We start from the raw sequence: 26758 nt of genomic DNA on the forward strand, positions 1-26758 counted from the left end.
GCCGGAGTGAGGACGCTTAAGTATCGAGCGCAGCACAAGCAACAACAACCGCAGCAGCCACCCTCCACCCCCGCTGCTGCAACACTTGGCGAGCCACAGCCAACGTCGAACCCGTGGTAAAAATATCGTCCACCAACAAAATGGGAGAGCGATCGCCACTGGCTGCCTCGGTCGCCACAAACGCCCCAACGAGATTGCCACTGCGCTCGGCAGCAGAGAGACCGTATTGGGGAGTGGTCGCTCGAACGCGGCGCAACAGCCGGGGACGATGGCGATCGCCCGTCACTTCGCAAAAAGCGCGGCTCACCACCTCCGCTTGATTGAAACCCCGCTCCTGACGCCGCTCTCGATGGAGAGGGATAGGCACAACGGTGTATGGACGTTCAGATGGGGAATGCTGAAACGGGGAGTTGTGTTGCCAGCGCAGCCCGAGCCATTGGCCTAAAGTATCGCCAACTTCGGGATGGCAGTCGTATTTCAAACTGCGCAGCATCCGCTGTATCGGGCCTCGATAGAGACCCCAGCCGAAGACCGGCAGCGGAGCGGGGCTGCCGTTGAGAGCAGTCCGAACCCAGTCGGATTGGCGAATGGGGTGGAGCTGGGCAGCACAGTCGCGACAGAAACAGCCCGCACCGCTGGCAGTCGGGCGCTGACAGAGGGGACAAGTGGGGGCAAACAACCAATCGAGCCAGGTCATTGATAAAATTTTTTCGAGGCAACTGATGCGATCGCAGTGTAACTGCTGCCCGATTGCAGTCCCAGAGACATGGGGCTTTCTAATCCACCGCTCTCCTCCGCACTCATCGGTCGATATCGTCAGGGCGATCGGATCTGCTATTCAGCCGAGGATTTCGGTAGAGATATGACATTCAGGCTGAAGTTCGAGATTCTCCTGCAACGCGCTCGCGAACAGCTAGATGGGGCTCAGCCGCTAGTCGAGAAGTTCTGGGGACTGGCATGGCAGGGGGTGCAGTGGGTTTACGAGTTGGTGCGTCAGGTGACGAAACAGGCGATCGGCAACCAAATTTCATCCTCTGCCTCAGAAATGGCCTTCAACGGCATGCTGTCTCTATTTCCCATTCTCTTGCTGGTGGTGGCGGCGATCGGTCGGTTAGCCACTTCTCGGCCAGTCCTGACCTTGATGGTAACAACCTTGCAGCAGGTGGTTCCCGGCGATGTCGCCAGTGTGCTCAATCGCGGGCTAGAGGAGCTCGCGGATGGGGCCGATCGGCAAGTATTCTCGATCGGTATTGTGACACTGCTGTGGGTGGCGTCAGCCTTTTTGGCTCCGGTCATTCGCGCCCTCAATAACTCCTATGGCGTGCCGCTGCATCGACGCCGCCCTTGGTGGCTGAATCGACTGCTGGCAGTGGGGATTTTCATCGGTACGATGGGTTTGTTATTGAGCGCCTCATTTTTGGTCTTAATCGGGCGATCGGTCTTGGATTGGGGAGCCTCGCAGGCGGGCTGGAGTCAGCTATTAGTGGGTTGGGGGCAATTAAGCATTTGGCCGCTGTCGATGGGGAGTATTGTCTTGGCTCTGGCGTTCATCTATCGCTTGGGTCCGTCGCAGCAACCGGCACTTGCCCCCGTCTGGCCGGGGGCGATCGCAGGAGGAGCAATCTGGCTGGTGGTATCCTCCTTCTTTCGCATTTACGTGCGCAACTTCGGGCGTTACGAGGCCATTTACGGCAGTATTGGTGGCGCAATCGTTTTACTGCTGTGGCTCTACTTGAGTGCGTTCGGCATTTTATTGGGGGCGGAGGTGAATGCCGCCATTCACATCTTGCGGTTGCGCCACCGAGAGCAAAAGAGGCAAGCAGAGCAAACGGAACAGTCGCTCCTGCCAGCCGAGCGACCGAGGCTCTCTCTGCCATCGCACGGGGAATCTTCTCCTCCGCCGGCAGAGCCTCCTGCCCGATCGCCCGATCGCCCTCAAGCCTAAATTGTTCTGACAGTCTCCCGAGGAGATCTAGCGGTGGTTCAGGTCGTCTTAGTCGCCCCAGAAATTCCCCCCAATACGGGCAATGTGGCCCGCACTTGTGCCGCCACGCAGACGCCGTTACATTTAATCGACCCGTTGGGATTTCAATTGAGCGATCGCCAGCTCAAGCGAGCCGGCTTAGATTATTGGCCTGCGGTCGATCTGCACCGCCACTCCTCTTGGGAGGCATTCCAGCAGGCAAAATCTGCCGGTCGCTGTTGGTGTTTCTCCGTTCGCGGCGATCGCAGCTATACGGATATTGCTTATACACCGGACGATTGGTTGGTGTTTGGCAGCGAAAGTCGCGGCTTGCCCGCCGAACTGTTAGCTCGCTATCCCACTGTACGCATTCCCCTCAGCGGCCCCGTCCGCAGCCTCAACCTAGGCAGCAGTGTGGCGATCGCCTTGTTCGAAGCCCTGCGCCAACAGCAACTGGAGTGTCGAGTAGACAGAAGCGGGTACAGTCGTGGAAGCAACATACAATAGAAGCGAGCGATCGCAGATACGGGGCAAAGGAAGGAGCATTGGCTATGGGAAATCGAGCGGGAGCCTTTCTCGGCGGTCTCGTGTTGGGAACGGCAGTGGGAACGGCAATTGGCCTGTTGGTGGCCCCCCGCAGCGGTCGGGACACCCGCCGCTTTCTCAAAAAAACGGCCCAAGCCCTGCCGGATGTGGCTCAAGACTTGAAAACCAGCGTGCAGTACCAAACTGAAAAGTTGCTCGATTCGGCCCAGCACAGTCTCGACGATACCTTCGATCGCCTTCAGGATGCGGTGGCGGTGGGTAAAGAAACCATGCTGCAAAAGCAAAAAGAACTCAAAAAACAGGCTTTATCCCTGGAGGACGACGCGCCATTTCAGCCCCAAATCGCTGCCGCTGAAGGCGATCGCGAGAGTGCCTCCCCATCTTCTCCGTCCGTTGCACCGTAGGGCCGAACGTCATGAGCGATCCGGTATTTTGGTTGGGTCTGTCAGTCGGTCTGGTGGCTGCCGGCATATTAGCTATCTTTGTTGCTTTAGTCCCCGCCGCCAAAGAATTGGCCGAAGCTGCCCGCAGTGTCAAACAATTCTTCAACCTGCTGCAACGGGATCTGCCCCCTACCCTAGAGGCTCTGCGGCTGACCAGTTTGGAAGTGAGCGATATTGCCGACAGTGTGGACGATGGCGTGAAAAGTGCCGGTCGGATTGTCAAGCGCGTGGATGACGGTCTTGAGGGTACTCGCACTCAGGCTCGCGATGCTGGGGTCGCAGCCCGCAGTGTGGTTGCAGGGGTGCGGGCGGGTTGGAAAGTCTTTCTGGAGGAACGCGATAGGGGAGAGCGAGCCCTGACGTCGCAAGACTCGCCAAGATCGAATTCCGACGCGGGCCCGCGTCAACTCGATCGCCCCTAGATCGAACAATTGCATCCAGCCTCAATCTTCTACCGCCACAGCATCCACATCCACCACCGCTTGGTTGGGAGGCTTATCGGCTCCAGTTGGCTGCGGTCCAGTTGCCCCAGCAGGGGCAGCGGCATCCATCTCCGCAGGCGGGGCAAACCAATGGCCCAACCAGATCTGTGCTAATTCGGAGAGGAGTAAGCCCAGCAATACCACATCGTCAATTTCTCCAACGCCGGGGAAAAACGACGGAATGATGTCGATGGGGCTAATCAAATAAATGAGGACGCCAGCCACCACCCACGAGCGAGTGGCGGGATTGCGCAATCCTTGACGAAACCAGCGATAGAGGGGGGGAGGGGAGATGTTCATGCCAGCCAATGGAACGAGGGGGCGATCGCAAATGCGATTCGAGATCCATTCTGGCAGCATCAAGCTCTAACAGCATCAAGCTCTAACAGCATCAAACCGATTATCCGCGCTACGATCGCTGCGGGCAGGCTGGGGACGAGATTATCCGAGCTGGGCAGACAGAGGGACTATTGTGGGCGATCGCGCTGAAGTTATTGCCATCGATGTGGGAGGTACCCATATCAAGGCGGGACGGTTTAATGTCGATGGTACTTGTTTAGCATGGCAAAAGCTGGAAACGGCACAGCCTGCTGCGCCGGAAGTAGTCATCGAGCAAATGGCCGAGATCGTCGCAGTTCTCGATCCCGATCGCAGGGCGGTCGCAGTTGGGATCGGCGTACCGGGACCGACAGATGTGGCAGGGCGCAAGGCCCTAGTGGCGATTAATTTACACGGCTGGACCGATGTGCCCCTCGCCGATCGCTTAGAATCTCTGGTGGATCGACCCGTGAAGCTGGCCAATGACGCCAATTGTGCGGGACTGGGAGAGGCTTGGTTGGGGGCGGGGCGCAACAGTCGCCTCTTTATGCTGCTGACCCTGGGGACGGGCGTTGGCGGTGCCGTGGTGGTAGATGGTCAATTGTTTACAGGACCGCATGGGGCGGGGGGGGAATTGGGACTGATTGCAGTTCATCCCGATGGGCCAGAGTGCAACAGTGGCAATCGCGGCTCGCTAGAACAATATGTATCGGCAACGGCGATTCGGCGGCGGACGGGCATGGGAGGTCACGAGTTGGATCGAAAAGCACGGGCTGGGGACGAGCAGGCGATCGCCCATTGGACAGAGATCGGCAAAGATCTGGGTATCGGTCTGAGCAGTCTGATTTACGTTTTGACCCCCGAGGTGATTGCGATTGGAGGGGGGATCTCGAAGTGCGCGGATTTGTTTTTGCCAGCGGCGATCGCCGAAATCGAGCGGCGCGTCTTGCCCAGCTCGCGCGTCAATCTCAAAGTCGTGCCTGCCCAGTTGGGGAATCGAGCGGGCTGTGTAGGAGCAGCGAGGTTGGCGTTCGATCTGTGGAACCCACAGTCAGCGGGCTTGGCTGGCGCAAAAATATTTTCTGGTATTTAGCCCAGGCCCTTATGCAAAAGGGAATTCACGCATTTAGGTTACAAATTGATTGTTGGGAGCTAACAGACAGTACGAGGTAGAACATGGATCTCAATTTAACGAACAAATTGGCGCTGGTCACCGGAAGTACGGCTGGTATCGGACAAGCAATTGCCACAACACTTGCTCGGGAAGGTACCGCCATCACAGTAAACAGCGTACTTCCGGGTCCAACGAAGTCTCGTGGAATTGTCGACTTTGTTGGCGCTCTTGCGGGCGAAGAGGGGAAATCGTTTGAAGAGTATGAGAAGGTATTTTTTGATGAGGTGCGTCCGACATCGCTTATACAGCGCTTTGCTACACCAGAGGAGGTAGCTTCACTGGTCACTTACATCGCTAGCCCACTCGCATCAGCAACAACTGGTGCGGTCTTGCGTGTGGATGGTGGTGTCGTGAAAAGTGCGTTTTGATGGTTTTATGTCGCCCTACAAGGCACCGCAGCGGACAGCTCGCTTCACTCCGCTGTATTGAGCTCAAGCGTCAGTCGGATGGCACGTAAAGGAGTCGCTATGCAGGCAAGCCGTATCAATCTGGGAAAGACCGCACCGGAGTTATATCAGACCGTCGTTCAGCTCGATCGCCTTGCAAGCGATCTCGTAGCATCTGCGGGAGTCTCTGAAGGTTTATCACATCTACTGCGCCTCCGCGCATCTCAGCTGAATCAGTGCGCTTATTGCATCAGACTACACACACGGGACGCTTTGTCCAGTGGCGAGAGCTACGACCGCATCAGTTTATTGCCAGCATGGCGCGAATCACAGTACTTCAGTGATAAGGAGCGCGCTTCGCTGGCACTCATCGAGGCGGTGACCTCGATCGGAGAAGGTCAAGTTCCCGAATCCATCTACGCCGATGCTTCCGCAGTGCTTTCAGATGAAGAAATCTCAGCAGTTGAATGGCTTGGAGTTGTTATCAATGCTTGGAATCGGATTGCCATTCCCAGTCGATATCTTGTCAAACCTTAACCATAATCGACTAACAGAAGTGTGGGCTGACTTTCTAATGTCAGAGAGTACACGGGCCTGATTGTCGAAAGGGTCTTCTCTAATCGACAGCAGGCCATAAAAATGTGCTGGAGAAGTCGGTCAACCTTGCTTCTCCAGCACATCTGAGGGCTTGCGAGTCTAGCACTCGCGAGGGCGATCGCCGATCGCCGCTCCGAAATTCGTTCGAGCAGCCCGTCGGTTTTAGAAACCAGAGGGCTTGTTCACAATAAAGCTAGCCACTTGACACTGCTTGATGTTGTCGAACGCCACAACGCGGATGAAGCAGTTGCGGTACTCGTTGCGGCAGTTGTTGACTTCCTGCAGAACTTCGCGGGTGGAGCTAGCGCCGAACAAGGGCAGCTTCCACAGAGTCCAGAAGTAGGTGGCGGGGTCGGCAACTTCGTCAAATTCAATCGCAGGGATGAACCCTTGGTCTAGGTAGTAAGCAATTTGACGCTCGATCTGAGCATCGCTCAGAGGAGGCAGGTAAGACATCGTCTCGTAGCGACGCTCTTTAGGCAGAGTTTGCATGGTTTAGATCCTTAGTAATGAAAAGGGCCGTCTTCAGAAGATTGTGGTGCTGCGGGCATTAGTCGCCGTCAGCTTCGGGGCTGGTGGGGTCGGTTGGGCCGTCTGCTGGGGAAGAGGTCTCCAAGCCAGACTGGAGTTCTGGTTCCGGTTGAGCTGGGACGCGCTCTTCCTCGTGTGCCACCTCATCGACAGGCTGCACTTGTGTCATGCGTTCGAGCAAGCGGCGGCGACGGTCCATATTGGCCTGCTGAATGCCGAGGCTTACCATTTCGGGCAAGAATTCGACAATTTCATCCGCCAAATGCTGTCGCACTGTCATAATGCGCAGAGCAATTTCGCGGTCTTCGGCCACGAGTTCCTCCAAATAGGCTTCGCCGTCTTGCAGCTTGCCTTGGGAAGAAAACTGGCCGAGCCATACCGCCTTGACGGGATGGACCTCGCGCAGTTGCTCTCGAACCGTCCGCATTGCTTGATAGGTCAGATAGCTGATGATAACTTCGGCTGTCTTTTTCGCGATGTGTTTGCGATCCATCGGTCAATGCGGTCGCTTCTACGCCGCAGTGGAAAAGCAGAAAGCCCCCCTCCGAACCTGGTTGCGGGCCGAGAAAAACCTCGGTCGCCGCGCGCTGGCATTGGCTTTACAGCTTGTCCATCGTCTCGAATTCGAACTTGATTTCTTTCCACAGCTCGCAGGCAGCGGCCAGTTCGGGAGACCACTTAGCCGCTTCGCGGATGATGTCGCCGCCCTCGCGCATGAGGTCGCGACCTTCGTTACGAGCTTGGACGCAAGCTTCTAGAGCAACACGGTTGGCGGTTGCACCAGGAGCGTTACCCCAGGGGTGACCCAAGGTCCCGCCACCAAATTGCAGTACGGAGTCATCGCCAAAGATGTCAACCAGCGCAGGCATGTGCCAGACGTGGATACCGCCGGAAGCAACAGCCATCACACCACCCATAGATACCCAGTCTTGGGTGAAGTAAATGCCACGGGAGAGGTCGCGCTCGACGTAGTCTTCGCGCAGCAGGTCGATGAAGCCCAAGGTGGATTCGCGATCGCCTTCTAACTTACCCACAACCGTACCGGTGTGGATGTGGTCGCCACCAGACATGCGCAAGCACTTAGCCAGAACGCGGAAGTGCATACCGTGGTTGCGTTGGCGATCGACGACCGCGTGCATGGCGCGGTGGATGTGCAGCAACAGGCCGTTATCTCGGCACCAGTGGGACAGGGTGGTATTAGCGGTGAAACCTGCGGTCAGGAAGTCATGCATGATGATGGGCATCTCGAGTTCTTTCGCGAACTCGGCCCGCTTTAGCATTTCTTCGCAGGTGCTGGCGGTACAGTTCAGGTAGTGACCCTTGATTTCACCCGTCTCAGCCTGTGCCTTGTGAATGGCATCCGCAACGAACAAGAAGCGATCGCGCCAGCGCTGGAAGGGCTGAGAGTTGATGTTTTCGTCGTCTTTGGTGAAGTCGAGACCGCCGCGCAAGCACTCGTAGACTGCGCGACCGTAGTTCTTCGCGGACAGACCCAACTTGGGCTTAATGGTGCAACCCAGCAAGGGACGACCGTACTTGTTAATCTTGTCCCGCTCGACGGTGATGCCGTGGGGGGGACCTTGGAAGGTCTTCAGGTAGGCAACGGGAATGCGCAAGTCTTCCAGACGGAGAGCGCGCAGTGCCTTAAAGCCGAATACGTTACCAACAATAGAGGTGAGCATGTTGGTGACGGAGCCCTCTTCAAACAGGTCGAGGGGATAAGCGATGTAGCAAATGAATTGATTGTCTTCGCCGGGAACGGGCTCGATGTCGTAGCAGCGGCCCTTGTAGCGGTCTAGGTCCGTCAGCAGGTCGGTCCACACAGTGGTCCAAGTACCAGTTGAAGATTCAGCCGCCACAGCTGCGCCAGCCTCTTCAATCGGTACACCCGGCTGGGGGCTCACGCGAAATGCCGCCAGAATGTCGGTATCCTTCGGCGTGTAATCGGGGGTGTAGTAGGTGAGTTTGTAGTCCTTAACGCCGGACTCAAAACCTGCTTTCGTCTGAGTTCTAGTTTGTGAATAAGACACGTCTTACTTCCTCGTAAGCCACTCAATACTGCGAAGCTGCAAAACCTGGGATCGGGCAGTCAGACTGCCAATCCAGGCACAACTTTTCAACATGTCGAGCAATGCAAAAGTAATCTTAACTCTCGAGGGAGCGTTTACTTCTATTTCGCTCATCTGCGGGAAATGATTGCGCGTAACGATATGTTTCGCGAATGGGCGATCCCTTGACTCGAAGCGGAATTCGCTCGAAGTGCAATCCTATCTTGACTAACACTTCTTCGGCCACTCAAAAGCTATCACTCTTCGAAATTAAGCAAATGTTATTTTATTTATACAATTGATTAATCTTGCTTAAGGTTTGCCGTCGGCTCTGATAGCGCAATCGGTCCAAAGCTCCGGGACGACTGCCTGTCAAGGATTTGGGTGAGTTAGGCTTTAGCCCGAGAGAGAGGGGCGATCGGCCGTTGCATCCTCCAGCAACGATACAAACCGTCACAGAAAGGGGGCAGAGCAGATGGGGATCGCGATAACAATTTTACTCGGTAGCTTGGGTTGACAGCAGGTAAAAGGCGATCGGAGATCGGCCACCCTCCTCAAATGGCACAGCGAGCCGAAGATGCGATCGCGAGATGAAAGCTGGCTATCCCGTGCATCCTGTGCTCTTGCAAGATATCCAGATGAACTCGATTCGAGCCCACACTGTATCAAACACCGAAAATATCAAACACCGAAAATATCAAACACCGAAAATATCAAACACCGAAAATATCAAACACCGAAAATATCAAACACCGAAAATACGATGACCGACCAAAGACACCCTCAATACAAAGCCGATCGCGATTTACTGACTTCGATCTTGAAAGACGGTACCCCCTCTGATTTCAACTTGGCCGAAGTGGCGCGCCTGCGGATTCGCTATGACGGCTTTCCCGGTGCCCGCGACATTCAAGTAGACCTCGATGGTATCCTCCAGACTTGGAACCTAAGCGAGACAGACCTATTTGCGAAAACGCGGGCAATTCATCAAGAGCAAACGGTGTACCGGGAACGGTTTAGCAAGCGGGATGACTGGGCCTAGCGATCGCCTTGCACGGACAACATACAGGCCCAGAATTCACACAAACTGACTCGGCAAGGTTGCTTAAAGGACGTCGGACTGTGCCAAACACGCACTTCAAGCTGCGGTTTAGCGCAGTTATTGCCAGATAGGCATAAAAGCTTATTCCAAATAAATCCTTACGCCCTATGGATTGTGGCGATTTCATCCGTTCGCCCTCTACCTTTAGGCTGATGTACCTATTCCTTCTGCTTAGGCATTATAGCGATCCCGAAGAAAACATTGCGAATTTATGACACGTTCTGATAGTTCCGGGATCGCGTTTGCCGACCTATTCAAACTCTCTCGATCCGTTCGCTACCTCGAGCTGCGCTCTCGTCGGTATCTTTTCTTTCGCCGCCAGCCGCACGAGCGGCTATTACCGAGCGCCCCCAACAGCCAAAAACATTGCCTCTCCAGTTATCTGGGGTCGATCGCATTAGGGGCGGGAGTCATGCTGGGAAGTGCTCTCGGCGTCAACTATTGGATGGCCCCCCTTTCCGATCGCAGTTCCGATCTGCCCCAAGCACCTGCAGCAGTTGTTGCAGACGAACGGCTGCCCGAAATCGCAGTGGCAACTGTCAGTGAGGATGGCGTCACGCGCAATCACGTCCTGGTCAACGACATCCCGGTGACTTCACTATCGGCAGCAGAGGAAGAGCGCGCTCGCCTGATTGCCAGCGAACTGAAAGCACTGGCCGCGCAGCAGGCGCTTCACCCCGAGATGGCTCGTCCTGCATGGGTCAATGGGGAAGCGGTCGGGGCGATCGAGGGCGAAGTGATTTTCACTGTCGATTCAGAGACTGCTGCTTGGTACGATCGCCATCCCAGCGATTTAGCCGCGATGTGGATTAATAACCTGCGCATCGCTTTGGACGGAGAACCCCTATCCGAAGCAGCAGTGCTGGCCTACCAATATGGCTCCAGTGACGAACCCGTCGATTTTGAGGGGTTAGCCTCTTGGTACGGACCTTATTTTTACGGTCGCCCTACGGCTTCGGGGGAACTCTTCGTGCCGGGAACGTTTACTGCTGCCCACAAGAGTCTCCCACTCGGCACCTACCTTCACGTAACCGCTCTCCACACCGGACGCGCTACCATCGTGCGAGTGAACGATCGCGGTCCTTATGTCGGGGCTAGAGTTCTGGACTTGTCAGAAACGGTTGCTCGGGAACTCGGCATTCTTCACGTCGGTGTGAGTCCTGTAAGAGTTCGCATTATCGATGCTCTAGAGCAGTCACCTTCATAATCGCAGCCATCTTGCTTGCCGCGAGTCAAAAGCGCGAACTCCTGCTTTTTCTCCCATTGAGAGCGGTTTCTAGGTAGAGGGCCTACTGCCGAATGGCCAAACACATGCGATCGCTCCCGCTAATCGATTACAATCCGAGTATTCGGCTTATTTAACAAGTAGGGTTGATTATGGATTGGCGCGTTTTAGTCGTATTGGGCCCCATTCTTCTAGCTTTAGGCTGGGCTGGCTACAACATCTTCAAAGCTACTACAAGTGGTGAAGCCAAGCTTTTTGGCGATCGAGGCAACACCCCCTGGAAGAATGACTAACCTTTGAATGGCCTGCCGGACTGCAAGTTCGCACAACAATCCCCCTAGATCTTGCCCTACCGCAATCTAGGGGGATTGTTGTGATGGAGAAACGAGTGCGCGCTCCTTATCTCGCACCCGCTCGCTGGCGCACTCGTTCGAGACTGTATTCCCGCACAATCTTGCCATTCTCGTACACTGTCTCTAGCTGACTCTCTCGGCTGGGATTCGCAACCGGTAGCACGATCGTTTGAAATTCGCCGTTATGCTCCACCAAGTCCAACCGACCGGGCTTGCTGCGCTTGCCGGGATCGGTGGCAGGATCTTTAAGGACTGGGATGTCTTTGCCGTCAATCCTCACCAGGCTGCACTTGTAGGCAAATTTCTGAGTATCGCGATTCACCTGTTGCAGTAGTGCTCCCCCCATGCCAAAAGCGATATTGGAAGCACTGAAGCCCAGCTTGGCGATCGCCTCTAATACCTCCACAATCGTCTCGGGATTCATGCCATCCCCTTGAATGACGCGCACCGCATTGAGCACTTTGTAGCCCTTTGAGTTTGTCGTACTGCCAAAGCGATCGTCCAAAATCTTGAGAATGCGACTGACCACCACTGCCGGATTGCCAGAATCGGGCCGAATGACCACCGTCGCCCCAGAATCGAGCACCTCCTGCCGCAGCGATCCCCCCCACAAGTTCTCCACTGCATGCCAAATGTCATAGGAATCGGACACCACTGCTACCGAGCTACCCGGTTTGGCAAACTGCTCCAGCATGTTGCGATAAGCAGCCTCCTCTCGCGATCGCCCCCAAGCCGTCATCGTCGAATGCTCTGCTGCCGGGATCGAGAACCCCGCCATCGGGTGGTGATAATAGTGATTGGCATAAGCCACCCCTTGCACCGTATCGCTGCCCGAGAAGCTGACTAGGTGGGCCATCCCCCCAATCCCCGACGACTCGCAACTGGATACCCCCCGCGCTCCAAAATCGTGCAGCTTGAAGCCAATCTCGCCATCGGGGTTGTCCGCAGTTCGAACTAGGGCGTCGTAGATGGCCTGTCGCAGATACCAACTTTGGGTTGCCACCGTCACGGGATACCATACCCGCAGCAGCAGCGTCTCCAACCACGACACCAGCCAAAACACCTGCGGGTCTGTCGATTCCACTGTCATCAAGACATTGTGGACCGGCACCACCGTCCCCTCCGGCACCGCTCGAATGCGAATGGGCAGCTTTCCTCCGAGTTCTCGCACGATGTAATTCCACCCAGCCTCATTAAACGGCTCGCCGTGGGCGGTATAAAACTCCTTAGCCTCCTCAACCATCCACGCTTCGACAGGATGGGCCAAATCGTGTTTGAGAATGTACTGCAAGCCAAAAAAGAGGGTGGCCGGATAGCGCCCCCCCCGACTTTCCACATAGGAAAACATGCCTTCAGTACCGGGAGGATATTGCAACCAGTGGCTCACCTTATAAGAGTCGGTATCCAGTAAGAAGTTGTATTTCATCATGATGAGCTCCTGAGTTGCGCTCCGCAACTGTTAGCGATTGACCTGTTAGTGATTAAGGCCCGGTCTATCCGAACCCATCAGTTCCCCGAGAGAGGCAATAGGAGGACAGGGATAGAATCCTATCGCTCCCTGGAAAGCTAATCCCTAGTGCCATTGCCAGCCGTTGCCAGTACTGGCACCCATTAGATCCGACTGACAAAATGCTGCACGATCTGGAAGTGATCTTCAAAGAAGCGATCTTCGTGGCTGTACAGATCCGATAGAGACATCCACCAAGCCTTACTAGCATCGTCTCCGCCTCGCACTGGAGGAAGCTTGCCCGCTTTGAGTTGAATGAAGTAAGCGTGAGTAATCGTGCGTCCCCGCAGCGCTCGCTCGGGGTTATCAAACACCTGACTGTCCACAATCGAGCCTTTTAACACCGGTCGGGGTACCTTGAGTCCTGTTTCCTCCTTTAACTCCCGCAACATCCCCTCTAAGAGAGTTTCGTCCTGCTGCAAAAAACCGCCAGGTAATGCAATCAGCCCCTTACCCGGCTTTGCGTTTCGCCGCACCACCAGAATGTGGCCGGACTGCACCGCCACTGCATCCACCGTCACAAATGTGGGTTTGTAAGGGGCCCTGACCCAAGCCTGTCGGTAGCTTTGAATGAATTGATATTCTTCCGTTAGCGTTTGATAGAGGGGCTGCTGGCGAAATGCCTGTAAAAATTGCTGCGTGCCTTCAGGTAGGTTGTCGCGGTAATCGTTTTCCTCTAACTGGCTGAAGTAAGCGTTGCGGATCTCTGTCGAGTTAATCCCGCGAAAGGACTCGGTAGGAATGAAATGCCATTGGGGAAACAAATCCAGATAGTAAGAGCTGCTATCTTTACGATGGCCGATAATGGCAATTCTGGCCTTATCCCCAGTCATCTCATACACCTTCTGCTGGACGTCCGTCAGCCATAGATTGTCGCTGTAGAGGCGATCGCGCACGTACAAAAACTGAACCCGTTTCTGCCACTCGGGCAGCAAACAAGCTCGGATCGCCTGCTCGCGCACCGCCGAGCTCCACGGATTTTTAATGTTGGGGGCAACCCTGTGGCTGCCGAGGATAATGATGAGAGACTCGGCGCGATTTAGACTCGTCTTGACAGTCTCTAGGTGGCCTAAGTGAAACGGTTGGAACCGACCCACGTAGACGCAGTAGTCATATTTAAATGTCATTCCAGACTCCCTGGATACCATAGCTTTCTCTCCGAAAGCTTTTTCAGTATACAATCTTACAAGTTAGAAGAGCTGCGCGATCGCGCAGTGCCACATGCGCTACCCTATCGAGACTGAATTAAACGATGCTGTAGTATCGATTGAGTGAGGTTTGTATTCAACAGGAATACGAGCTTATACGGGCCAAGCTGTTCTCCCGGTTTAGACTAGCCAGAGCAGGATTGCGTTTCGAGCTACCCGTTTATTCCGTTGCGAGTATCAGGGCAAGCTAGAGGATACTGTGCCAGGGCTAGCTTAATGATTGGGTAGGTAGGGTGACTGCGAATCATATCAGGTTCGAGAAAGACACCGCTTGTCGAGCAAAACTTTGGGTTGATGTGCTCTTGCTAATACTGATTTATCCATTTTTATGTAGCTTTCGCTATTCAGTCTATAATTATCATACTGAGGCCACACTTGAGGTGAGTAAATACTTCTAGCTGCTCTGCATTATATGGACGATACTCAAGATGATTGCGGAATTCACTCAGACAACCCTCGTATTTCTCTAGACCGTGACTTCCTTCCTTATGTCGAGCTTCTACCCATCCAACCCCTTCCAACCCTATGCTAGATGAAGATACTTTAGATGTAGCCGCAACTAGTAGCGAGTCCCCTTTTGGTTTGGGGGACGCCCTCCGAGCGCTGCGCAAACGATGGCCTTGGGCTGCAGTTGTCTCTGCGGGTATCATGACCTGTTGCATGGCTTATACCTTTACTCGCGATACCCAGTATCGATCTCAATTTTTATTGCTCGTGAGCAATTCACCTGGCGTTGTAGGCTCGAATGAGGGTGCGCCATCGAAAGAGGCGCTGGGCTTCGAGGCACGCACGCTGGCTAGAGCCCCGTTGCTCTCCAATATTTACGAGCGCTTGCCCGAAGTTTATCGGGCAGCAATTTCTCCCCCTCACCTGCTGTGGAACCTATCTGTTCGCCCCTTGGGTGAAGAGGGATTAATGGTGATTTCTTACACAGACTCCGATCCAGCGCGCGTTAAAGGAGTGTTGGAGACCGCCAGCGAATTTTACCTCGAGTTCGGCGAAGAGCGGCTGCGATCCAGTCAGTCAAATGCCGTCGCTTTTGTCGAAAGCTCGATTGAAACTGCCCAGCAGGCTTTAGATGAATCAGCCGATCGCCTGCGGGCCTTTCGGGAAGAGCATGGCCTTGTGGATCCGAATGGCTTTGCCGGCACGATTGCCGGTCTCAAGTTTTCGCTAGAACGGAATGTCGAAGAACTAGAGCAAGGGATCGCACTCACCCGCCGCCGCCTGACAGAATTGCGCGCTCAACTGATCGAAGTCGGCCAAGATCCCGAGACAGCCCTCTCCAGTACCCTCCTCAGCCAAGATGGCACTTACCAAGCCCTTGCCAGCCAACTCCAAGGGATAGAAACTCAACTTGCCCTACAACAGTCTCGCTTTCGGGCAGAGTCTCCCGTGATTCAAACCCTGAAGCAGGATCGAGATCGTCTAGTAGAGCTCTTGAGGGCGCGAGCGGGGGAGGTGTTGGGGACTGTCCCCAGTGCAGAAGCATTATTGGCCATTGTCGTTCCCCCTGCCACCTTATCGTTCGGTACTCCAACAACTGACGGTACCGAAAGCTCGGCCAGTGCCCCAGCCATTCAGCAGCTCTCTCTGCAGCAAACCTTGACGAGCCAACTGCAGGCGACACAGTTAGAGCTGGCACTGCAGTTGCAGCGATTGGAGGGTCTGCGGGTCGATGCGGCTTCAGTGGCGGAGCGTTTTGAATCGTTACCGGTTCTACAGCAGGAATATGCAGAGCTGGAGCGCAAAGTGGGGGTCAATTCGCAACAGTTGAATACTCTTTTAGTGCGGTTGCAAGAACTGCGCATTGTGGGGGCGCAAGGGGCTGCTCCTTGGAGTCTCTTCGAGCCCCCTTATTTGCCGCGCGAACCTTTTTCTCCCAATATCCCGCGCAACTTGCTCTATGGCTTGTTGGGCAGTCTCACTCTTGGAGCTGGTGTGCCCGTTGTACTAGAGCTACTGGATGGCAGAGTCAAAACAGATCGGCAGGCTCTCGAACTGACGGGAGTTCCTCTGTTGGGCGCACTCCCTGCGGCAGAAGAGCTAGATACCCTCTTGTTGCCGAATCCAGAAAATCCTGATGGGTTGGAGGATGGCGATGAGTTAGAGGAGCTCGAAGACAGCATCGATGTAGAAGCAGTGCCCTCGCCTTATGGATATGCAGGGCGGTCTCTCTTTCAAGAGGCGCTGGGTCAACTGGCTATCAATGTCGAAGCTCTGCCCTGTCGCAACGGTCGTTCTAAAGTGCTAGCTATCACCTCTGCTCACCCCGGAGAGGGGAAGAGTACGGTGGCGTGCAATTTAGGTAAGGTGCTGGCTGAAGTGGGCAAGCGAGTGCTGATGGTTGACGCTGATTTTATGCATTCCACAGTTCACCAAAATTTCGAGATTGGCAATCGAGTTGGGTTGAGTACGGTATTCAGGCATCCCGAGCTAGATTGGCGAGACATGGTGTCTTCGTTCCAACAGGGCCATCTCGATGTCCTGCCGGCAGGCCCTCGCGTCCGCAATCCGCTGGTTTGGTTCTTATCGCAGCGGATGTCAACTCTTTTGGCAAGTTGGCAAGAGGTATACGACTATATTTTGATCGATACGCCACCGATTGTGGGATTTGCCGATGCTCAAAGTGTCGCTAGCATTGTGGATGGTGTTGTCTTGGTGGTCAGTTTAGAGATGGCTTCGAAAGCTTCAGTCCTGCGGGCAACTGAGATTCTCCAAGCGGAGCACGGCAAGTTAGCGGGGTTGGTGGTGAACCGCGAGTAGAACCGACCGAAACCCGATACTACGGCAACTACGGTCGCGACAGCTACTACTATCAAAACAACTACTCTACTGTGAGTTAGGGCGAGGGGCGTGGTTCATCACAGGGTTACAGTCCGAGGGGTGTTTCCGGAGCAAATCAGCAATCTTTCCGTTTCGATGGTGGAGAATCTTAACTCCCGTCTGTGCAACTTCTTCTTCCTGCGTCGACAGCTAGGAGCTCCTTATTTGGAGCTACTGAGGTTCTTCCTTAAGCATCGGACATTTATGCGCAGCCAGTGTCCCGAGCGGGTGGGTAAGGGTCCAGCGGAACTGATGACGGGACAATCGCATCCTCATTGGCTGGAGCTGTTAGGATTTGAGCGCTTTCGGCGAAATCCAACCTAAAACCGCACTCTGACGTCAGCTTGCGATCGCTCGCTAAAGCCATCATCAAGGTGGCTCGATTTCGCCTGTTTTGTTACCCTAAATCGACCAAATTTAAACCATGCCAGAGAATATAATTTTCGAGCGATGCCGAACCCGAGCCGAGAACTGCTCCGAGCCGTTCCATACAGGTATCGAGATCCAGGTTTGCTCAAAGCTCGTTTCCCTGCTAGAAACCATCTTCCTCGGGGTTTTCCGCTCTCCACGTTAGCTCGTCCCTTGTCTGGACAGCGCCTCGATCTCTTCTGGTGTTAGATAAGTCAGACGGCTAATTTGCTCGATCGGCATTCCCTCGCGCAACATTTGGAGAGCGATCGCCTTCGCACGTCTGAGCTCCCCCTTAAATCCCCCACCAGTGGGGGACTTCCGAGAGGCTATTGGCTTCGCTCTACACTTTAATCATCACGATCTCCATCGCCTTCCCCGCCTCCCAACCCTCAACTGGAACTGTACTCAAGTCCCCCATTCTGGGGGACTTGGGGGCTAATGCAGCGAACCACAGCGCTAGTGAGAGGGTCTAATAGACACATTCTCAAAACTACGGGTCTCTGCTCAGACGAAGTTTATCTACATTTCTCACGGCTTTATATTGAATGCTTACCCAAGTCCTTGTTTGTGGGCTCTAGCAAATATCCCCTAGGAGAAGGTGCGCGAGAGCTATCTCTCTGGCGGTCTCGCTAACGCAACTACTTTATTGCATATTCATCCGACTTCGGGGTCTTGTCCGCTTTTGGTGATCGTTAAATCTGTCCTAAATGAGGCGCTTATTTCGTATAAGAATCAACTGATTAGGATGAGGCGCTTGGCCAATAGCTCGAGCCCAGCCCTTCCAAACATCTGCCGTTTCAGCATTTTTAGTCGGTTGTTTTGACCCTCCACTGGCCCATTGCTCACCTCGAGTGTGAGAGCTGCTTTCACCGCATCGTAATCTTCTTGAAGACCCTTGGCAAAACTCCGTAATGCCTTGATTGAGCTGCTCACAGCTGTCTCCAGCCAATCGTCGAATTCCCCAGGCAGTCGCTCGCGCACCAGTTTGATGAACCCCTGAGCCAGAGCGATCGCCCCCGATAACTTTGGCTGCTGGCCCAGTTTTTCCAGCAGGGTTTTCTCCTCAGGCGTAAGGTTTTCAGGCCGTGTCAACAGCAGCCAAGCCGCCCGCTTGGCACTCAAAGGCTCTGACACTGGTGTGGCGGGTGATGGCGCTGGTCCCCGACCCGGTAAGTCATTGAGGGATTCTCGGCTGGGCTTGATGGAGGGCAGAGAGCAACGCAACTGCCGAGTGTAACGGGCGACGGTCATATAGCTGCCCGGGTACCCTTGCTGTTGGATCTCGCCAAACAACTGTTTAGTTTGTTGGCGCCCTTGCTGCCATTGCTCTGACAGGTAAGCCTTGTATGGATCCAAACAACTGGGGTTTCTCCGCCGCCCCACAGGATATTGCCATTCCGGAAACGTTGACGCGGCCAGGTAGGTATACACCGTTCGCTCGCCAATGCCGAGGTGATGGGCAATGTCTTTAATGGCATAGCCTTGCTTGCGTAGAGCATGGGTTTGTTCCCACTTCTCCAGTCGTATGGCCCGATTGACTTCCCTTTGGGTTCGATATCTATCCGGAGCAGCTTCGGGGGTCGGTGCTTCGGTTGGCTGTTGGGCTTGAATCTGTTGCTGCTCAACCTGTTCGAGCGACTGGGTTTGTCCCTTAAAGACTTTCTCTAAAGCCTCTTCGAGATTCTGCAACAGATGAAAGCGATCGGCTACCTGGATGGCATCGGGTGCTCCATCGCTCATGCCTCGCCTGTAGGCTTTGGAGCGATCTCTCGAGAGAATCTTCACGCCAGGATGCTCTTTCAACCAGGCTGCTAAGGTCCCAGCCGCCCGGTCGGGGAGTAGTGCGATCGGTTGGTTGGTCTCCAAGTCGACCAAGATCGTTCCGTAATGATGACCCGTGCGAAACGCGAAATCATCCACCCCCAATATCTTTGGCGTGGCCATGACTGGTAGGGGCAATTTGGAGATGGCTCGCAAGATGGTGTTGCGGCTGTATCCGTATCCGAGCTGATGGCTCAAGCGGGCTGCTGCCGAACCACCGAGGGCTAAGCCCATCGCTTCCAGTTGAGCCGTGTAGCGAGTCGTGCGTCTGGCCCAAGGCGCGACAACCTCGGGCAGACGCTCCGTAAAGATACGCCGAGGGCAACGCTCGTTGAGGCAGAAGAACTTACAGACTTGGAGCAATATCGTCAGCGTGAATTGAACTAATGGCAGATCCCTCAACGTTCTCTCATAGTGGCTATGGATGCGATCGGTGGAGCGATGACACAGCGGGCAACAGGCCACCGTTTGAGTCGAGCAGAGGTTAACAACGAGCTGTTGGTTGGCCGGATCGATACTCCAACTGTTCAAGCTCACATCCGTTTGGCTGGGCAGGAGATGCTGTAAAAGTTCCACGGGCTTGGCAGAGTGAGGGTTTGCACCTGGTATTCTCCTATACCTTCTCTGCATCACCAAAAGCGGACAAGACCCCGAAGTCGGATGAATATGCAAGAGGGCTGTTTACGACGACCTCGATCGTCTCGTCTCACTGCAACAGGCCAACATTGACGGCGAACTCTTTGCCCGCTTCGACTACGCCTTAGATGCAGTGGGCAATCGCACGCAGGTGGTCGAGTTAGACGGTCGCCAGGTGAACTACACCTACGACAGCACCTACCGTCTGCTGAGCGAGTCCATTAGCGATCCGCTCGCTGGCGATCGCCTCATCGAATACAGCTACGATGCCGTCGGCAATCGTCTTACCCGTAACGACTCTGCGGAGGGGCTGACGCTATACACCTACAACCAAAACAACCAACTCACCACAACTCTCGATGGCGGTGGCATCACAACCACATTCGCCTACGACGACAATGGCAATCTCGTTCGTCGGGAAAACTCCACCGAACAGATTGAGTACACCTTCGACATCGAAAATCGCCTCGTCTCAACCACCATCGATAGAAACGGCGAAACCCAGCAAGCCGAATATATCTACGACGATTTCGGCATCCGCGTTGCCTCAACCGTCAACGGAGAGGAAACCCGTTACTTGGTCGATCCCAATCGACCCTTTGCTCAAGTTTTGGAGGAATACAGCGTCGATGGCAAGATCCTGACAGCCTATGTCTACGGCGACAGTCTCATCGCCCAGATCGATGCAGACGATGCAGTTACCTATTTTCACGCCGATGGGCTGGGCAGTACCCGCATTCTCACCGATAGCGCTGGCGAGATTGTCAGCCAGTTCGATTACGATGCCTTCGGGCGAGAACTCTTCCAACAAGGTGCCGATACCGACTTCCAATTTGCGGGCGAGCAGCGGGATGATGTACTAGAGCTGGATTATTTACGAGCGCGTTACTACGACCCGGACTTGGGACGGTTTATTAGTCGAGATCCGTTCCCCGGTTTTTTGGACGACCCTTACTCTCTACACAAGTATCAGTACGCCCACAACAACCCGGTCAACAATACCGATCCTAGTGGCTTATTCACTCTGAATGAAGTAACGGCAACGACGATTGTTGGCGGTACTCTCTTCGCGATAGCGGGCTTATCTCTGCAGAACCATATCACTGGAGATAACTTCCTCGTCGCGTTCATCGATCTGGTTAACCTAGGCGTAGAAAACACTTTTAGCTTCCCCATTAACGAAAACTTTAAGGGTATTGGGAATGTCGGTCTATCCCCCACACCCAATCCAGTTCTCGATTTGGATGGCAGTCCTCTTGGCAGCGGCGCATTAGATGGCCCACTTCTTGGTGAGCCCCTCGCTCCCCCCCATTCAGGTGCTGGGGGTGACATTGACATCAATCCAGCAGACGCCTTCCTGACAGATAGTAATCCATTTGATGATGTACCAGTTGATCGAAGACCAGCAGGTGTAGGGGGTAATGGTACAGCTTCAGAAATCCCTGACTTAAATGGTGCTTCTGTCCAAGAAGTGGCAGATGTACTAACTAGTCAAGGCTTTCAAGGAGGGTCGGTTTCACCGACATCAGGTTATCAAACGTTCAAACACCCAGATGGTTCTCGAGTGACTGTTAACTGGAAAACTGGCCGCGTAGTTCGCGAAGCAGCTCCTCAATATGCTACTGATGGATCGAGAACAAATCGTGGACAGCGTCTAGCACCTGATGGTTCAGAAACGCCACGCAGTACCCCACATGACCAACACCCTCCTGAATTTTTCAACCCAGGCTCATAATTAGTTAGATAATTTTGTGAGAATATTTCCGAGGATAAATCAATGAGCAGCCAACTAGAAAAACTTTCAATTAGCTATTTTGACTCTTTCGGCTTTGAAGATATGGGCTATGTTTTTTGGATAAAAGCACCTGCTCCTATTGAGATGACTAAGATTTCATTTCAAGGTGTTGTGCATGTTAATTTTTCTCGGGATTTGTTAGATCTCGATCCTGTAGATATAATTGTTTTTGAGATTTGCCATGAATTTAGACAGATAAATATTGACGACCTCCAAAGTTATCAGTATTCAATAGATGAAAAATTTGATTTCCCAAAACTTCATCTAATCACTTTTCATGCCACTAATATTATAAAAATTATTTGCAAAAGTGTGAAAATAGAGCATTTAAATACTTAGGAGTGCTGCTAAAGCATCGAGCACTGAAAGAAATTACGGCTCTTCCTGTCCTGCTATGCCAAACAAGGCAAAAAGAACAAATCTACTAAAATCAAAACTTCTATCCCGAGGCCAGAGCTCTTACTGAGCATGGATTACAAGAGATTGAATCATATAAATATCTGAATGATAATGTAGATATCATCTTTAAAGGATCATAATATGCTCGCCACAGCCTGTCAAAAACTACTCACAGAGACATTGGATCTGCCTGGGTCTCGGGTCACAGGATATCAAACTTTTGAAGGTATCGGCATCTTCTTGGAACTAGAGTCAGAAAGTCGACAAGCCATTTGTCCTCATTGCGGTTAGACGAGTCGAAGACTGCACCAAAATCACCGGTACTTAGTTAGAGACTTGCCAATGAGTGGACAATCTGTTTATCTACGAATCAATCGCCGTCAATTTAAGTGTAAGAATTGTGGAAAGCCATTCAGTGAAGTGCTAGAGCATGTTGACAAGAATAGAACTTATACAAAGCGCTTAGCCAGAGCAATCATTGGTCAGGTTTTGGATAGCGATATCCGGAGTGTGGCAGAACGCAACGATCTAAGTGATGATGAGATCCAAACAATTCTCAATGAATTGGGCGAGCAATTAATTCAAGAAGTACCAGAAGGATTAAAGAGGTTAGGAATCGATGAGATTTCATTAGTCAAAGGACAGGGTAACTATTGTGCTGTCTTAGTGGACCTAGATCTTAGGAAGCCACTCATGTTGCTAGAGTCACGTCGTCAAGAGGAATTGCGTCAAGTCTTTACTGGATGGGGAGAAGAGGTGTTGAGTAGAATTGTGGAAGCCAGTATCGATCTGTGGAGGCCATACCGGGATCTAGTTGAAGAAATGATGCCAAATGCGACAGTGATGGCAGATAGGTTTCATGTAATGAAGATAGTCAACGAAGAGCTAGACAAAGAGAGAAGAAAAGAGAAGAAAGCTGCGGGAAAGATTGAGAGCAAAGCAGAAAGGGAGGAAAAGCTAGAAGCAATCAATAAAACAAAATATGTTTTATTAAAGAATGAAGAGAATTTAAATTCAGAGCAGCATGAAAAGTTGTTGAATCTAGCGAAAGAAGTACCTGTTTTAGGAAAAATGCATGAACTTAAAGAGGAGTTTAGAAGCGTTTTTGATGACTTCGACAATTGGTTGGATGGCTCATATAAGCTAATCTCTTGACTAAAGAAATCAAAGGAATATTTTCCTGAAAGTTATGGGACGATTGTGAGATGGTGTGGAGAGATCTGTGGTTACTTTGACCAGAAAACAAGCCGCGGTATAGTTGAAGGAATCAACAACAAGCTTAAACTGATTAAGAGATTGGGCTATGGCTTTAGAAACTTTGAAAACTTCAAAACTAGAGCTCTGCTTTGTTGGTACTTTGAGTCAAAAATAGCATAGTCAGAACCGATGAGCCGAAATTACCATCCTCGACAGTCTGAGTAAACGATCTGATTGATTACTTCAAACCAATTCTCTTAAAGGAGGCATTGCTATGAAAGAAGAGTTCAAAGTTTAGATCTGTAGTGACATTGATTATAATGAGTTAATTGCCGAGATTTATATTAATGGAAAATTTATTGCCTTAGTTAGCCAGGAAAATATGCCAGAAGAGATGAACATCGAATTCCCCAGTTTGAACGAGCCAGGAAATACAGACTTCGTAAAAGTCTAACTAAGTGTCTTTGAAGACGCTTTGAAGCTAGCCAAAAAAAGACTTAGTAATCTTGATTGACTGCGGCATCCTTGATGAACTTTATTTAACAGCGTGCTACGGAATTCGAGTTAAGGAAAGAATTAGTAAGAACAGACTTAAGTGGTGCTGGAGGGGCTAGGCAAACTGGCCGTGGTGCTTCTGGCGGTGCTGGTTCCGGGGGAATCGATGGGGCTGGACAAGGTTTTGTCAGTGGTGGTGGTAGCGTTGCCCTCGCTCGGCGCCAAGTTTCCTTGACGGAGCTGTCCAAGCCAAAGGTGTCGGAAAGGGAGTTTGCGCAAGAATTCTTTGTCGACCGTGGGTTTGACGTTCAGCTTGCTGGCACAAGAGTAGAAGGACCGGACATAAGGCTTCTTGATATCAATGGCAACGTACAGAGACATTTGAACTCAAGCAGTTGAGGACTTCAAGCTCTTCCAAAGTTGCTGATCGCATTAGAGAAGCTCTTGTCTGTCAGGGGAATCAAAATGTAATAATCGATCTACGTCGAAGCCCGCTGAGCAATCCAGACGCGTTCTCTGCATTTAATGAAGCTGTGAGAAAAGGTAGCGTGCAACCTGGACAGACAGTCCGATTAATTACGTCAGACAACTTAGATGTTACTCTTGGATTATAAAAATGTCTAGAGACTATATGCTAATCTGCTTCAACTGCAAGACTTACCTGTCATTTGGCAAAGTCTATGAGGAAGACAAAAATGGAAATTTGCTTGATGATATAACATTTGACGGAATATTTGAGGACAAGACGAGACGGTGGCACAAGCGTGATGAATTTTTCGGCCGAGTGATGGAGAAATTCTTAATATTGCATCGCAATCACGAGCTTCGATTCGTGCCTGAAGGTGTAGACGAAATGCTCGAGATAGTAGATGGAAAGGTTGTTGATCGCTCGGAAGAGGAATCTATTTTGGAATCACCTGTTGTGCCTGGTGTGGACTGGTGGAAAGAGAAGGAAGATTGGATGAATAAGTTTGGGATAGATGACTGACGTTAAGGAGCGTTATTCAAGGGAGTTGCCGGAGAAAATCTCCAACTGGAGACGTTACTCGCAGAATCTGCAGCCAATTTGACCCTTTACGGCCCCGATGGCGAGCAGATCGCTCTCGCACTGGCGGTAATTTCAGCCGCACGCTGTTTGCCAGCGGTCCTTACACGCTAGCGCTCAATAACGACACCGACAGCGACTGACAACGTTGGAGTGGACTTGCTGACGTTAGAGGTGGATGGCATTCCGGTGGCGTTGCAGGCGGATGGGACGTTTACGTTGACTCCTGCACAAGTTGATGAGTCGGCTCCGTTGGTGAATTTGATTGCGACCAATGACCGCGTCAGTTTGGGCGATCCGATTACCTTCCTGGCGACGGCGACCGACAATGTTGGCGTGGACTTGCTGACGTTGGCGGTGAATGGAGCTCCCGTGCTGTTGCAGGCGGATGGGACGTTTGCGTTTACGCCCGATGGGGCTGGGGAGGTGAGGGCGATCGCCTCTGCGACTGACGCGGTGGGCAATCAATCCCAATCTACGTTCACCTTCGATGTCGTCGATTTCAGCGACGGCACGCCGCCGATGGTGGAGCTCGTGGCCGAGCAGTTTGAGGCGTTCATCACGGCACCGACAGATATCTTCGGCACGGTGACGGATGACAATCTGGACTTCTATACCCTCTCGGTTGCGCCTGTAGGGACGGACGAGTTTGTTGAGATTTTCCGAGGGGAGTCAAACATTGCAGATGGCGATCTCGGCGACTTCGACCCGACGCTGTTGCAGAACGATGCCTACACGCTGCGATTGGAAGCGGTGGATGAAACGGGGAATGTGAATGCGATCGAGCAGACCGTCAATGTGGTGGGGGGCTTGAAGTTGGGGAATTTCCAGGTGTCGTTTACCGACCTGCAAATTCCCCTGACCGGGATTCCCATCAGCGTCACTCGCACTTACGACAGTCTTAATGCCAGCAGCAGCGACGACTTTGGCTTTGGCTGGCGTTTGGAGTTCCGCGATACGGATCTGCGCACCAGTTTGGGACCGGACGAGCTGTTCGAGCAATTAGGAATTCGTTCCCAAGCGTTTGACGACAGAACTCGGGTTTACATCACCTTGCCGGGAGGCGAGAGACAGGCGTTTACGTTTGCGCCGACGGTCGGCCCGATTTCGGCCTTCTTCCCCTCTGTGGATTTGGGGGGCGACCCGACTATCTACCGCTCGGCTTTCCGAGGGGATGCTGGAGTTACTAGCAGGTTGGAGATTGAAGGTGTATCGCGGCTGTCACGGGCAGCGGACGGTTCGTATGTCAGTCTCAATCATGGGGCTGGTCTCAATCCTGCCGACACCGATCGCGGCTTTAGCGGCATTTACCGGCTGACCAGCCGAGAGGGATGGATTTATCGCATTGATGCGGTCACGGGAGACTTGCTCACAGTTGAGAATCCGTTTGGCGATCGCCTCACCTTTAGCGATGGCGGGGTAGTCAGCTCCACCGGTCAGGCGATCGTCTTCGAGCGGGACGTGCAAGGACGCATTGCCGCATTGGTAGATCCAGATGGGAACCGCGTCCGCTACGAATACGATGCCGTTGGGAATTTAGTCTCTGTAACGGATCGCGAAAACAATACGACCCAATTTGGCTACAACGGAGAACGTTCTCACTTTTTAGAAGACATTATCGATCCCCTGGGTCGGACAGGCATTCGATCGGAATACGACGAGCAAGATCGCTTATCGCAGATCTTTAATGCTAATGGAGAGGCGATCTCGCTGACTTATGACCCCGAGAATACCACCGAAATCGTTTGACAGCAATGGCAATATCACCTCTACCATTGACGCTGCCGGACGTACTACTGGTACAGAATATGATGAGAGTGGCAGGCCAATTGCATTTATCGATCCGGCAGGAAACTCTAGCTCTTTAGAGTATGACCACTTCGGCAATTTAATACATACCATTGACTTCCTCGGAAATGAAATCCGCTATACCTACGACAATAGAGGCAATCGCTTAACCGAGACTAGAACTGTCACTAATGCTGCTGGCATTCAAGAGGAAATTATTACTCGACTGGCCTACGATCGTGAAGATCGAATTATCTCCATCTAAAATCCTGAAGGTGGAATTACTCGTTATGAGTATGATGCTATTGGGAACCAAATAGCCATAACCGATCCACGTTTAAATCGAACTGAATTTCGCTATAACAATCTCAATCAATTAGTTGAGACAATTTTTGCTGACGATACACCTGATGATTTATCCGATAATCTTCGCAGCATCAACCTATACGATCGAGGTGGCAG

24 protein-coding genes and 2 pseudogenes are annotated in these 26758 nt (G+C 52.7%); 18 read left to right on the plus strand and 8 right to left on the minus strand.

Annotated elements, in window-relative coordinates; all coding sequences use genetic code 11:
* Positions 1–16: 16 nt before the first annotated feature.
* Positions 17–697: a ComF family protein gene (locus SYN7336_RS26595; RefSeq protein ID WP_017327354.1), complete on the minus strand. Its 681-nt coding sequence runs from the start codon at positions 695–697 to the stop codon at positions 17–19.
* Positions 698–766: 69 nt separating this feature from the next.
* Here SYN7336_RS26595 and SYN7336_RS18125 point away from each other — a divergent pair, with 69 nt between their 5' ends.
* Genes SYN7336_RS18125 through SYN7336_RS26600 form a run of 4 tightly spaced genes read left to right on the plus strand, consistent with a single transcriptional unit; the run spans position 767 to position 3374 of the window.
* On the plus strand, positions 767–1945 hold the full coding sequence (locus SYN7336_RS18125) for a YihY/virulence factor BrkB family protein (protein WP_083885806.1): 1179 nt from the start codon (positions 767–769) through the stop codon (positions 1943–1945).
* Positions 1946–1978: 33 nt separating this feature from the next.
* A complete protein-coding gene (locus SYN7336_RS18130; RefSeq protein ID WP_017327357.1) occupies positions 1979–2470 on the plus strand; it encodes a tRNA (cytidine(34)-2'-O)-methyltransferase in 492 nt (163 codons plus the stop codon).
* 44 nt (positions 2471–2514) lie between these two features.
* On the plus strand, positions 2515–2913 hold the full coding sequence (locus SYN7336_RS18135) for a YtxH domain-containing protein (RefSeq protein WP_017327358.1): 399 nt from the start codon (positions 2515–2517) through the stop codon (positions 2911–2913).
* Positions 2914–2924: 11 nt separating this feature from the next.
* Positions 2925–3374, plus strand: a complete 450-nt coding sequence (locus SYN7336_RS26600; RefSeq protein WP_017327359.1) for a hypothetical protein — start codon at positions 2925–2927, stop codon at positions 3372–3374.
* 21 nt (positions 3375–3395) lie between these two features.
* On the opposite strand, the gene SYN7336_RS18145 is transcribed toward SYN7336_RS26600, so the two are convergent.
* Positions 3396–3794: a YkvA family protein gene (locus tag SYN7336_RS18145; RefSeq protein WP_017327360.1), complete on the minus strand. Its 399-nt coding sequence runs from the start codon at positions 3792–3794 to the stop codon at positions 3396–3398.
* A gap of 112 nt (positions 3795–3906) precedes the next feature.
* Here SYN7336_RS18145 and SYN7336_RS26605 point away from each other — a divergent pair, with 112 nt between their 5' ends.
* The 3 genes from SYN7336_RS26605 to SYN7336_RS18160 all read left to right on the plus strand — a co-directional run bounded on the left by SYN7336_RS26605 (position 3907) and on the right by SYN7336_RS18160 (position 5849).
* The gene (locus tag SYN7336_RS26605; RefSeq protein WP_017327361.1) at positions 3907–4845 is read left to right on the plus strand and encodes an ROK family protein; all 939 of its coding nucleotides are present in this window, start codon (positions 3907–3909) and stop codon (positions 4843–4845) included.
* Between the two features lie 83 nt (positions 4846–4928).
* Positions 4929–5294, plus strand: coding sequence for an SDR family oxidoreductase (locus SYN7336_RS18155; RefSeq protein WP_017327362.1), 366 nt, complete (start codon positions 4929–4931; stop codon positions 5292–5294).
* A 99-nt stretch (positions 5295–5393) separates the two neighbouring features.
* Positions 5394–5849 carry a carboxymuconolactone decarboxylase family protein gene (locus tag SYN7336_RS18160; protein ID WP_017327363.1) on the plus strand — a complete coding sequence of 152 codons (456 nt, stop codon included), beginning with the start codon at positions 5394–5396 and terminating at the stop codon, positions 5847–5849.
* 222 nt (positions 5850–6071) lie between these two features.
* Here SYN7336_RS18160 and SYN7336_RS18165 read toward each other — a convergent pair whose 3' ends face one another.
* The 3 genes from SYN7336_RS18165 to SYN7336_RS18175 form a co-directional block, all read right to left on the minus strand.
* Entirely contained in the window at positions 6072–6401 is a 330-nt protein-coding gene (locus tag SYN7336_RS18165; protein WP_017327364.1) for a ribulose bisphosphate carboxylase small subunit, read from the minus strand.
* A 58-nt stretch (positions 6402–6459) separates the two neighbouring features.
* Positions 6460–6933: a chaperonin family protein RbcX gene (locus SYN7336_RS26610; RefSeq protein WP_017327365.1), complete on the minus strand. Its 474-nt coding sequence runs from the start codon at positions 6931–6933 to the stop codon at positions 6460–6462.
* 106 nt (positions 6934–7039) lie between these two features.
* Positions 7040–8470 (minus strand): form I ribulose bisphosphate carboxylase large subunit, encoded by a 1431-nt coding sequence (locus SYN7336_RS18175; RefSeq protein WP_017327366.1) that lies wholly within the window; start codon positions 8468–8470, stop codon positions 7040–7042.
* 781 nt (positions 8471–9251) lie between these two features.
* On the opposite strand from SYN7336_RS18175, the gene SYN7336_RS18185 reads away from it, so the two are divergent.
* The 3 genes from SYN7336_RS18185 to SYN7336_RS29155 all read left to right on the plus strand — a co-directional run bounded on the left by SYN7336_RS18185 (position 9252) and on the right by SYN7336_RS29155 (position 11108).
* Entirely contained in the window at positions 9252–9530 is a 279-nt protein-coding gene (locus tag SYN7336_RS18185; RefSeq protein ID WP_017327368.1) for a DUF3288 family protein, read from the plus strand.
* Positions 9531–9801: 271 nt separating this feature from the next.
* A complete protein-coding gene (locus tag SYN7336_RS28250) occupies positions 9802–10797 on the plus strand; it encodes a septal ring lytic transglycosylase RlpA family protein (RefSeq protein ID WP_017327369.1) in 996 nt (331 codons plus the stop codon).
* Between the two features lie 170 nt (positions 10798–10967).
* Positions 10968–11108 (plus strand): photosystem II protein Y, encoded by a 141-nt coding sequence (locus SYN7336_RS29155; protein ID WP_071590809.1) that lies wholly within the window; start codon positions 10968–10970, stop codon positions 11106–11108.
* A 106-nt stretch (positions 11109–11214) separates the two neighbouring features.
* Here SYN7336_RS29155 and SYN7336_RS18195 read toward each other — a convergent pair whose 3' ends face one another.
* Positions 11215–12594 carry a nicotinate phosphoribosyltransferase gene (locus tag SYN7336_RS18195; RefSeq protein ID WP_026101129.1) on the minus strand — a complete coding sequence of 460 codons (1380 nt, stop codon included), beginning with the start codon at positions 12592–12594 and terminating at the stop codon, positions 11215–11217.
* 185 nt (positions 12595–12779) lie between these two features.
* Complete coding sequence (locus SYN7336_RS18200; RefSeq protein WP_017327371.1) at positions 12780–13802, minus strand: bifunctional nicotinamide-nucleotide adenylyltransferase/Nudix hydroxylase; 1023 nt, start codon at positions 13800–13802, stop codon at positions 12780–12782.
* A gap of 606 nt (positions 13803–14408) precedes the next feature.
* Between SYN7336_RS18200 and SYN7336_RS18205 the strand changes: the two genes are divergently transcribed.
* Positions 14409–16649, plus strand: a complete 2241-nt coding sequence (locus SYN7336_RS18205; RefSeq protein ID WP_017327372.1) for a polysaccharide biosynthesis tyrosine autokinase — start codon at positions 14409–14411, stop codon at positions 16647–16649.
* A 1203-nt stretch (positions 16650–17852) separates the two neighbouring features.
* Here the strand turns inward: SYN7336_RS18205 and SYN7336_RS18210 are convergent.
* Positions 17853–19517, minus strand: coding sequence for an ISL3 family transposase (locus SYN7336_RS18210; protein WP_017324316.1), 1665 nt, complete (start codon positions 19515–19517; stop codon positions 17853–17855).
* Positions 19518–19710: 193 nt separating this feature from the next.
* Here SYN7336_RS18210 and SYN7336_RS31905 point away from each other — a divergent pair, with 193 nt between their 5' ends.
* From SYN7336_RS31905 to SYN7336_RS32850, 7 genes and pseudogenes are all read left to right on the plus strand, one after another.
* A complete protein-coding gene (locus tag SYN7336_RS31905; RefSeq protein ID WP_017327373.1) occupies positions 19711–21312 on the plus strand; it encodes an RHS repeat domain-containing protein in 1602 nt (533 codons plus the stop codon).
* 42 nt (positions 21313–21354) lie between these two features.
* Entirely contained in the window at positions 21355–21711 is a 357-nt protein-coding gene (locus SYN7336_RS18220) for a hypothetical protein (RefSeq protein ID WP_017327374.1), read from the plus strand.
* Between the two features lie 201 nt (positions 21712–21912).
* Positions 21913–23148, plus strand: a pseudogene (locus tag SYN7336_RS26620) (ISL3 family transposase).
* A gap of 931 nt (positions 23149–24079) precedes the next feature.
* Positions 24080–24451 (plus strand): hypothetical protein, encoded by a 372-nt coding sequence (locus tag SYN7336_RS18235; RefSeq protein ID WP_017327377.1) that lies wholly within the window; start codon positions 24080–24082, stop codon positions 24449–24451.
* 210 nt (positions 24452–24661) lie between these two features.
* Positions 24662–26257 (plus strand): DUF6531 domain-containing protein, encoded by a 1596-nt coding sequence (locus tag SYN7336_RS18240; RefSeq protein ID WP_017327378.1) that lies wholly within the window; start codon positions 24662–24664, stop codon positions 26255–26257.
* Complete coding sequence (locus SYN7336_RS32435; RefSeq protein ID WP_071590810.1) at positions 26226–26561, plus strand: RHS repeat protein; 336 nt, start codon at positions 26226–26228, stop codon at positions 26559–26561. Before SYN7336_RS18240 ends, SYN7336_RS32435 begins: the two co-directional genes overlap by 32 nt.
* Positions 26562–26648, plus strand: a pseudogene (locus tag SYN7336_RS32850) (hypothetical protein); the annotation flags it as partial.
* Between the last annotated feature and the right edge of the window lie 110 nt (positions 26649–26758).

The sequence above is a fragment of the Synechococcus sp. PCC 7336 genome (assembly GCF_000332275.1).
Taxonomy (GTDB): Bacteria; Cyanobacteriota; Cyanobacteriia; order Thermostichales; family PCC-7336; genus PCC-7336.

Coding starts and splice junctions, on each gene's coding strand:
- SYN7336_RS26595 (WP_017327354.1), bottom strand. CDS start 697: ATGACCTGGCTCGATTGGTTGTTTGCCCCCACTTGTCCCCTCTGTCAG.
- SYN7336_RS18125 (WP_083885806.1), top strand. CDS start 767: ATGGGGCTTTCTAATCCACCGCTCTCCTCCGCACTCATCGGTCGATAT.
- SYN7336_RS18135 (WP_017327358.1), top strand. CDS start 2,515: ATGGGAAATCGAGCGGGAGCCTTTCTCGGCGGTCTCGTGTTGGGAACG.
- SYN7336_RS26600 (WP_017327359.1), top strand. CDS start 2,925: ATGAGCGATCCGGTATTTTGGTTGGGTCTGTCAGTCGGTCTGGTGGCT.
- SYN7336_RS18145 (WP_017327360.1), bottom strand. CDS start 3,794: ATGCTGCCAGAATGGATCTCGAATCGCATTTGCGATCGCCCCCTCGTT.
- SYN7336_RS18155 (WP_017327362.1), top strand. CDS start 4,929: ATGGATCTCAATTTAACGAACAAATTGGCGCTGGTCACCGGAAGTACG.
- SYN7336_RS18160 (WP_017327363.1), top strand. CDS start 5,394: ATGCAGGCAAGCCGTATCAATCTGGGAAAGACCGCACCGGAGTTATAT.
- SYN7336_RS18165 (WP_017327364.1), bottom strand. CDS start 6,401: ATGCAAACTCTGCCTAAAGAGCGTCGCTACGAGACGATGTCTTACCTG.
- SYN7336_RS26610 (WP_017327365.1), bottom strand. CDS start 6,933: ATGGATCGCAAACACATCGCGAAAAAGACAGCCGAAGTTATCATCAGC.
- SYN7336_RS18185 (WP_017327368.1), top strand. CDS start 9,252: ATGACCGACCAAAGACACCCTCAATACAAAGCCGATCGCGATTTACTG.
- SYN7336_RS28250 (WP_017327369.1), top strand. CDS start 9,802: ATGACACGTTCTGATAGTTCCGGGATCGCGTTTGCCGACCTATTCAAA.
- SYN7336_RS29155 (WP_071590809.1), top strand. CDS start 10,968: ATGGATTGGCGCGTTTTAGTCGTATTGGGCCCCATTCTTCTAGCTTTA.
- SYN7336_RS18195 (WP_026101129.1), bottom strand. CDS start 12,594: ATGAAATACAACTTCTTACTGGATACCGACTCTTATAAGGTGAGCCAC.
- SYN7336_RS18200 (WP_017327371.1), bottom strand. CDS start 13,802: ATGACATTTAAATATGACTACTGCGTCTACGTGGGTCGGTTCCAACCG.
- SYN7336_RS18205 (WP_017327372.1), top strand. CDS start 14,409: ATGCTAGATGAAGATACTTTAGATGTAGCCGCAACTAGTAGCGAGTCC.
- SYN7336_RS18220 (WP_017327374.1), top strand. CDS start 21,355: ATGAGCAGCCAACTAGAAAAACTTTCAATTAGCTATTTTGACTCTTTC.
- SYN7336_RS18235 (WP_017327377.1), top strand. CDS start 24,080: ATGTCTAGAGACTATATGCTAATCTGCTTCAACTGCAAGACTTACCTG.
- SYN7336_RS32435 (WP_071590810.1), top strand. CDS start 26,226: ATGACCCCGAGAATACCACCGAAATCGTTTGACAGCAATGGCAATATC.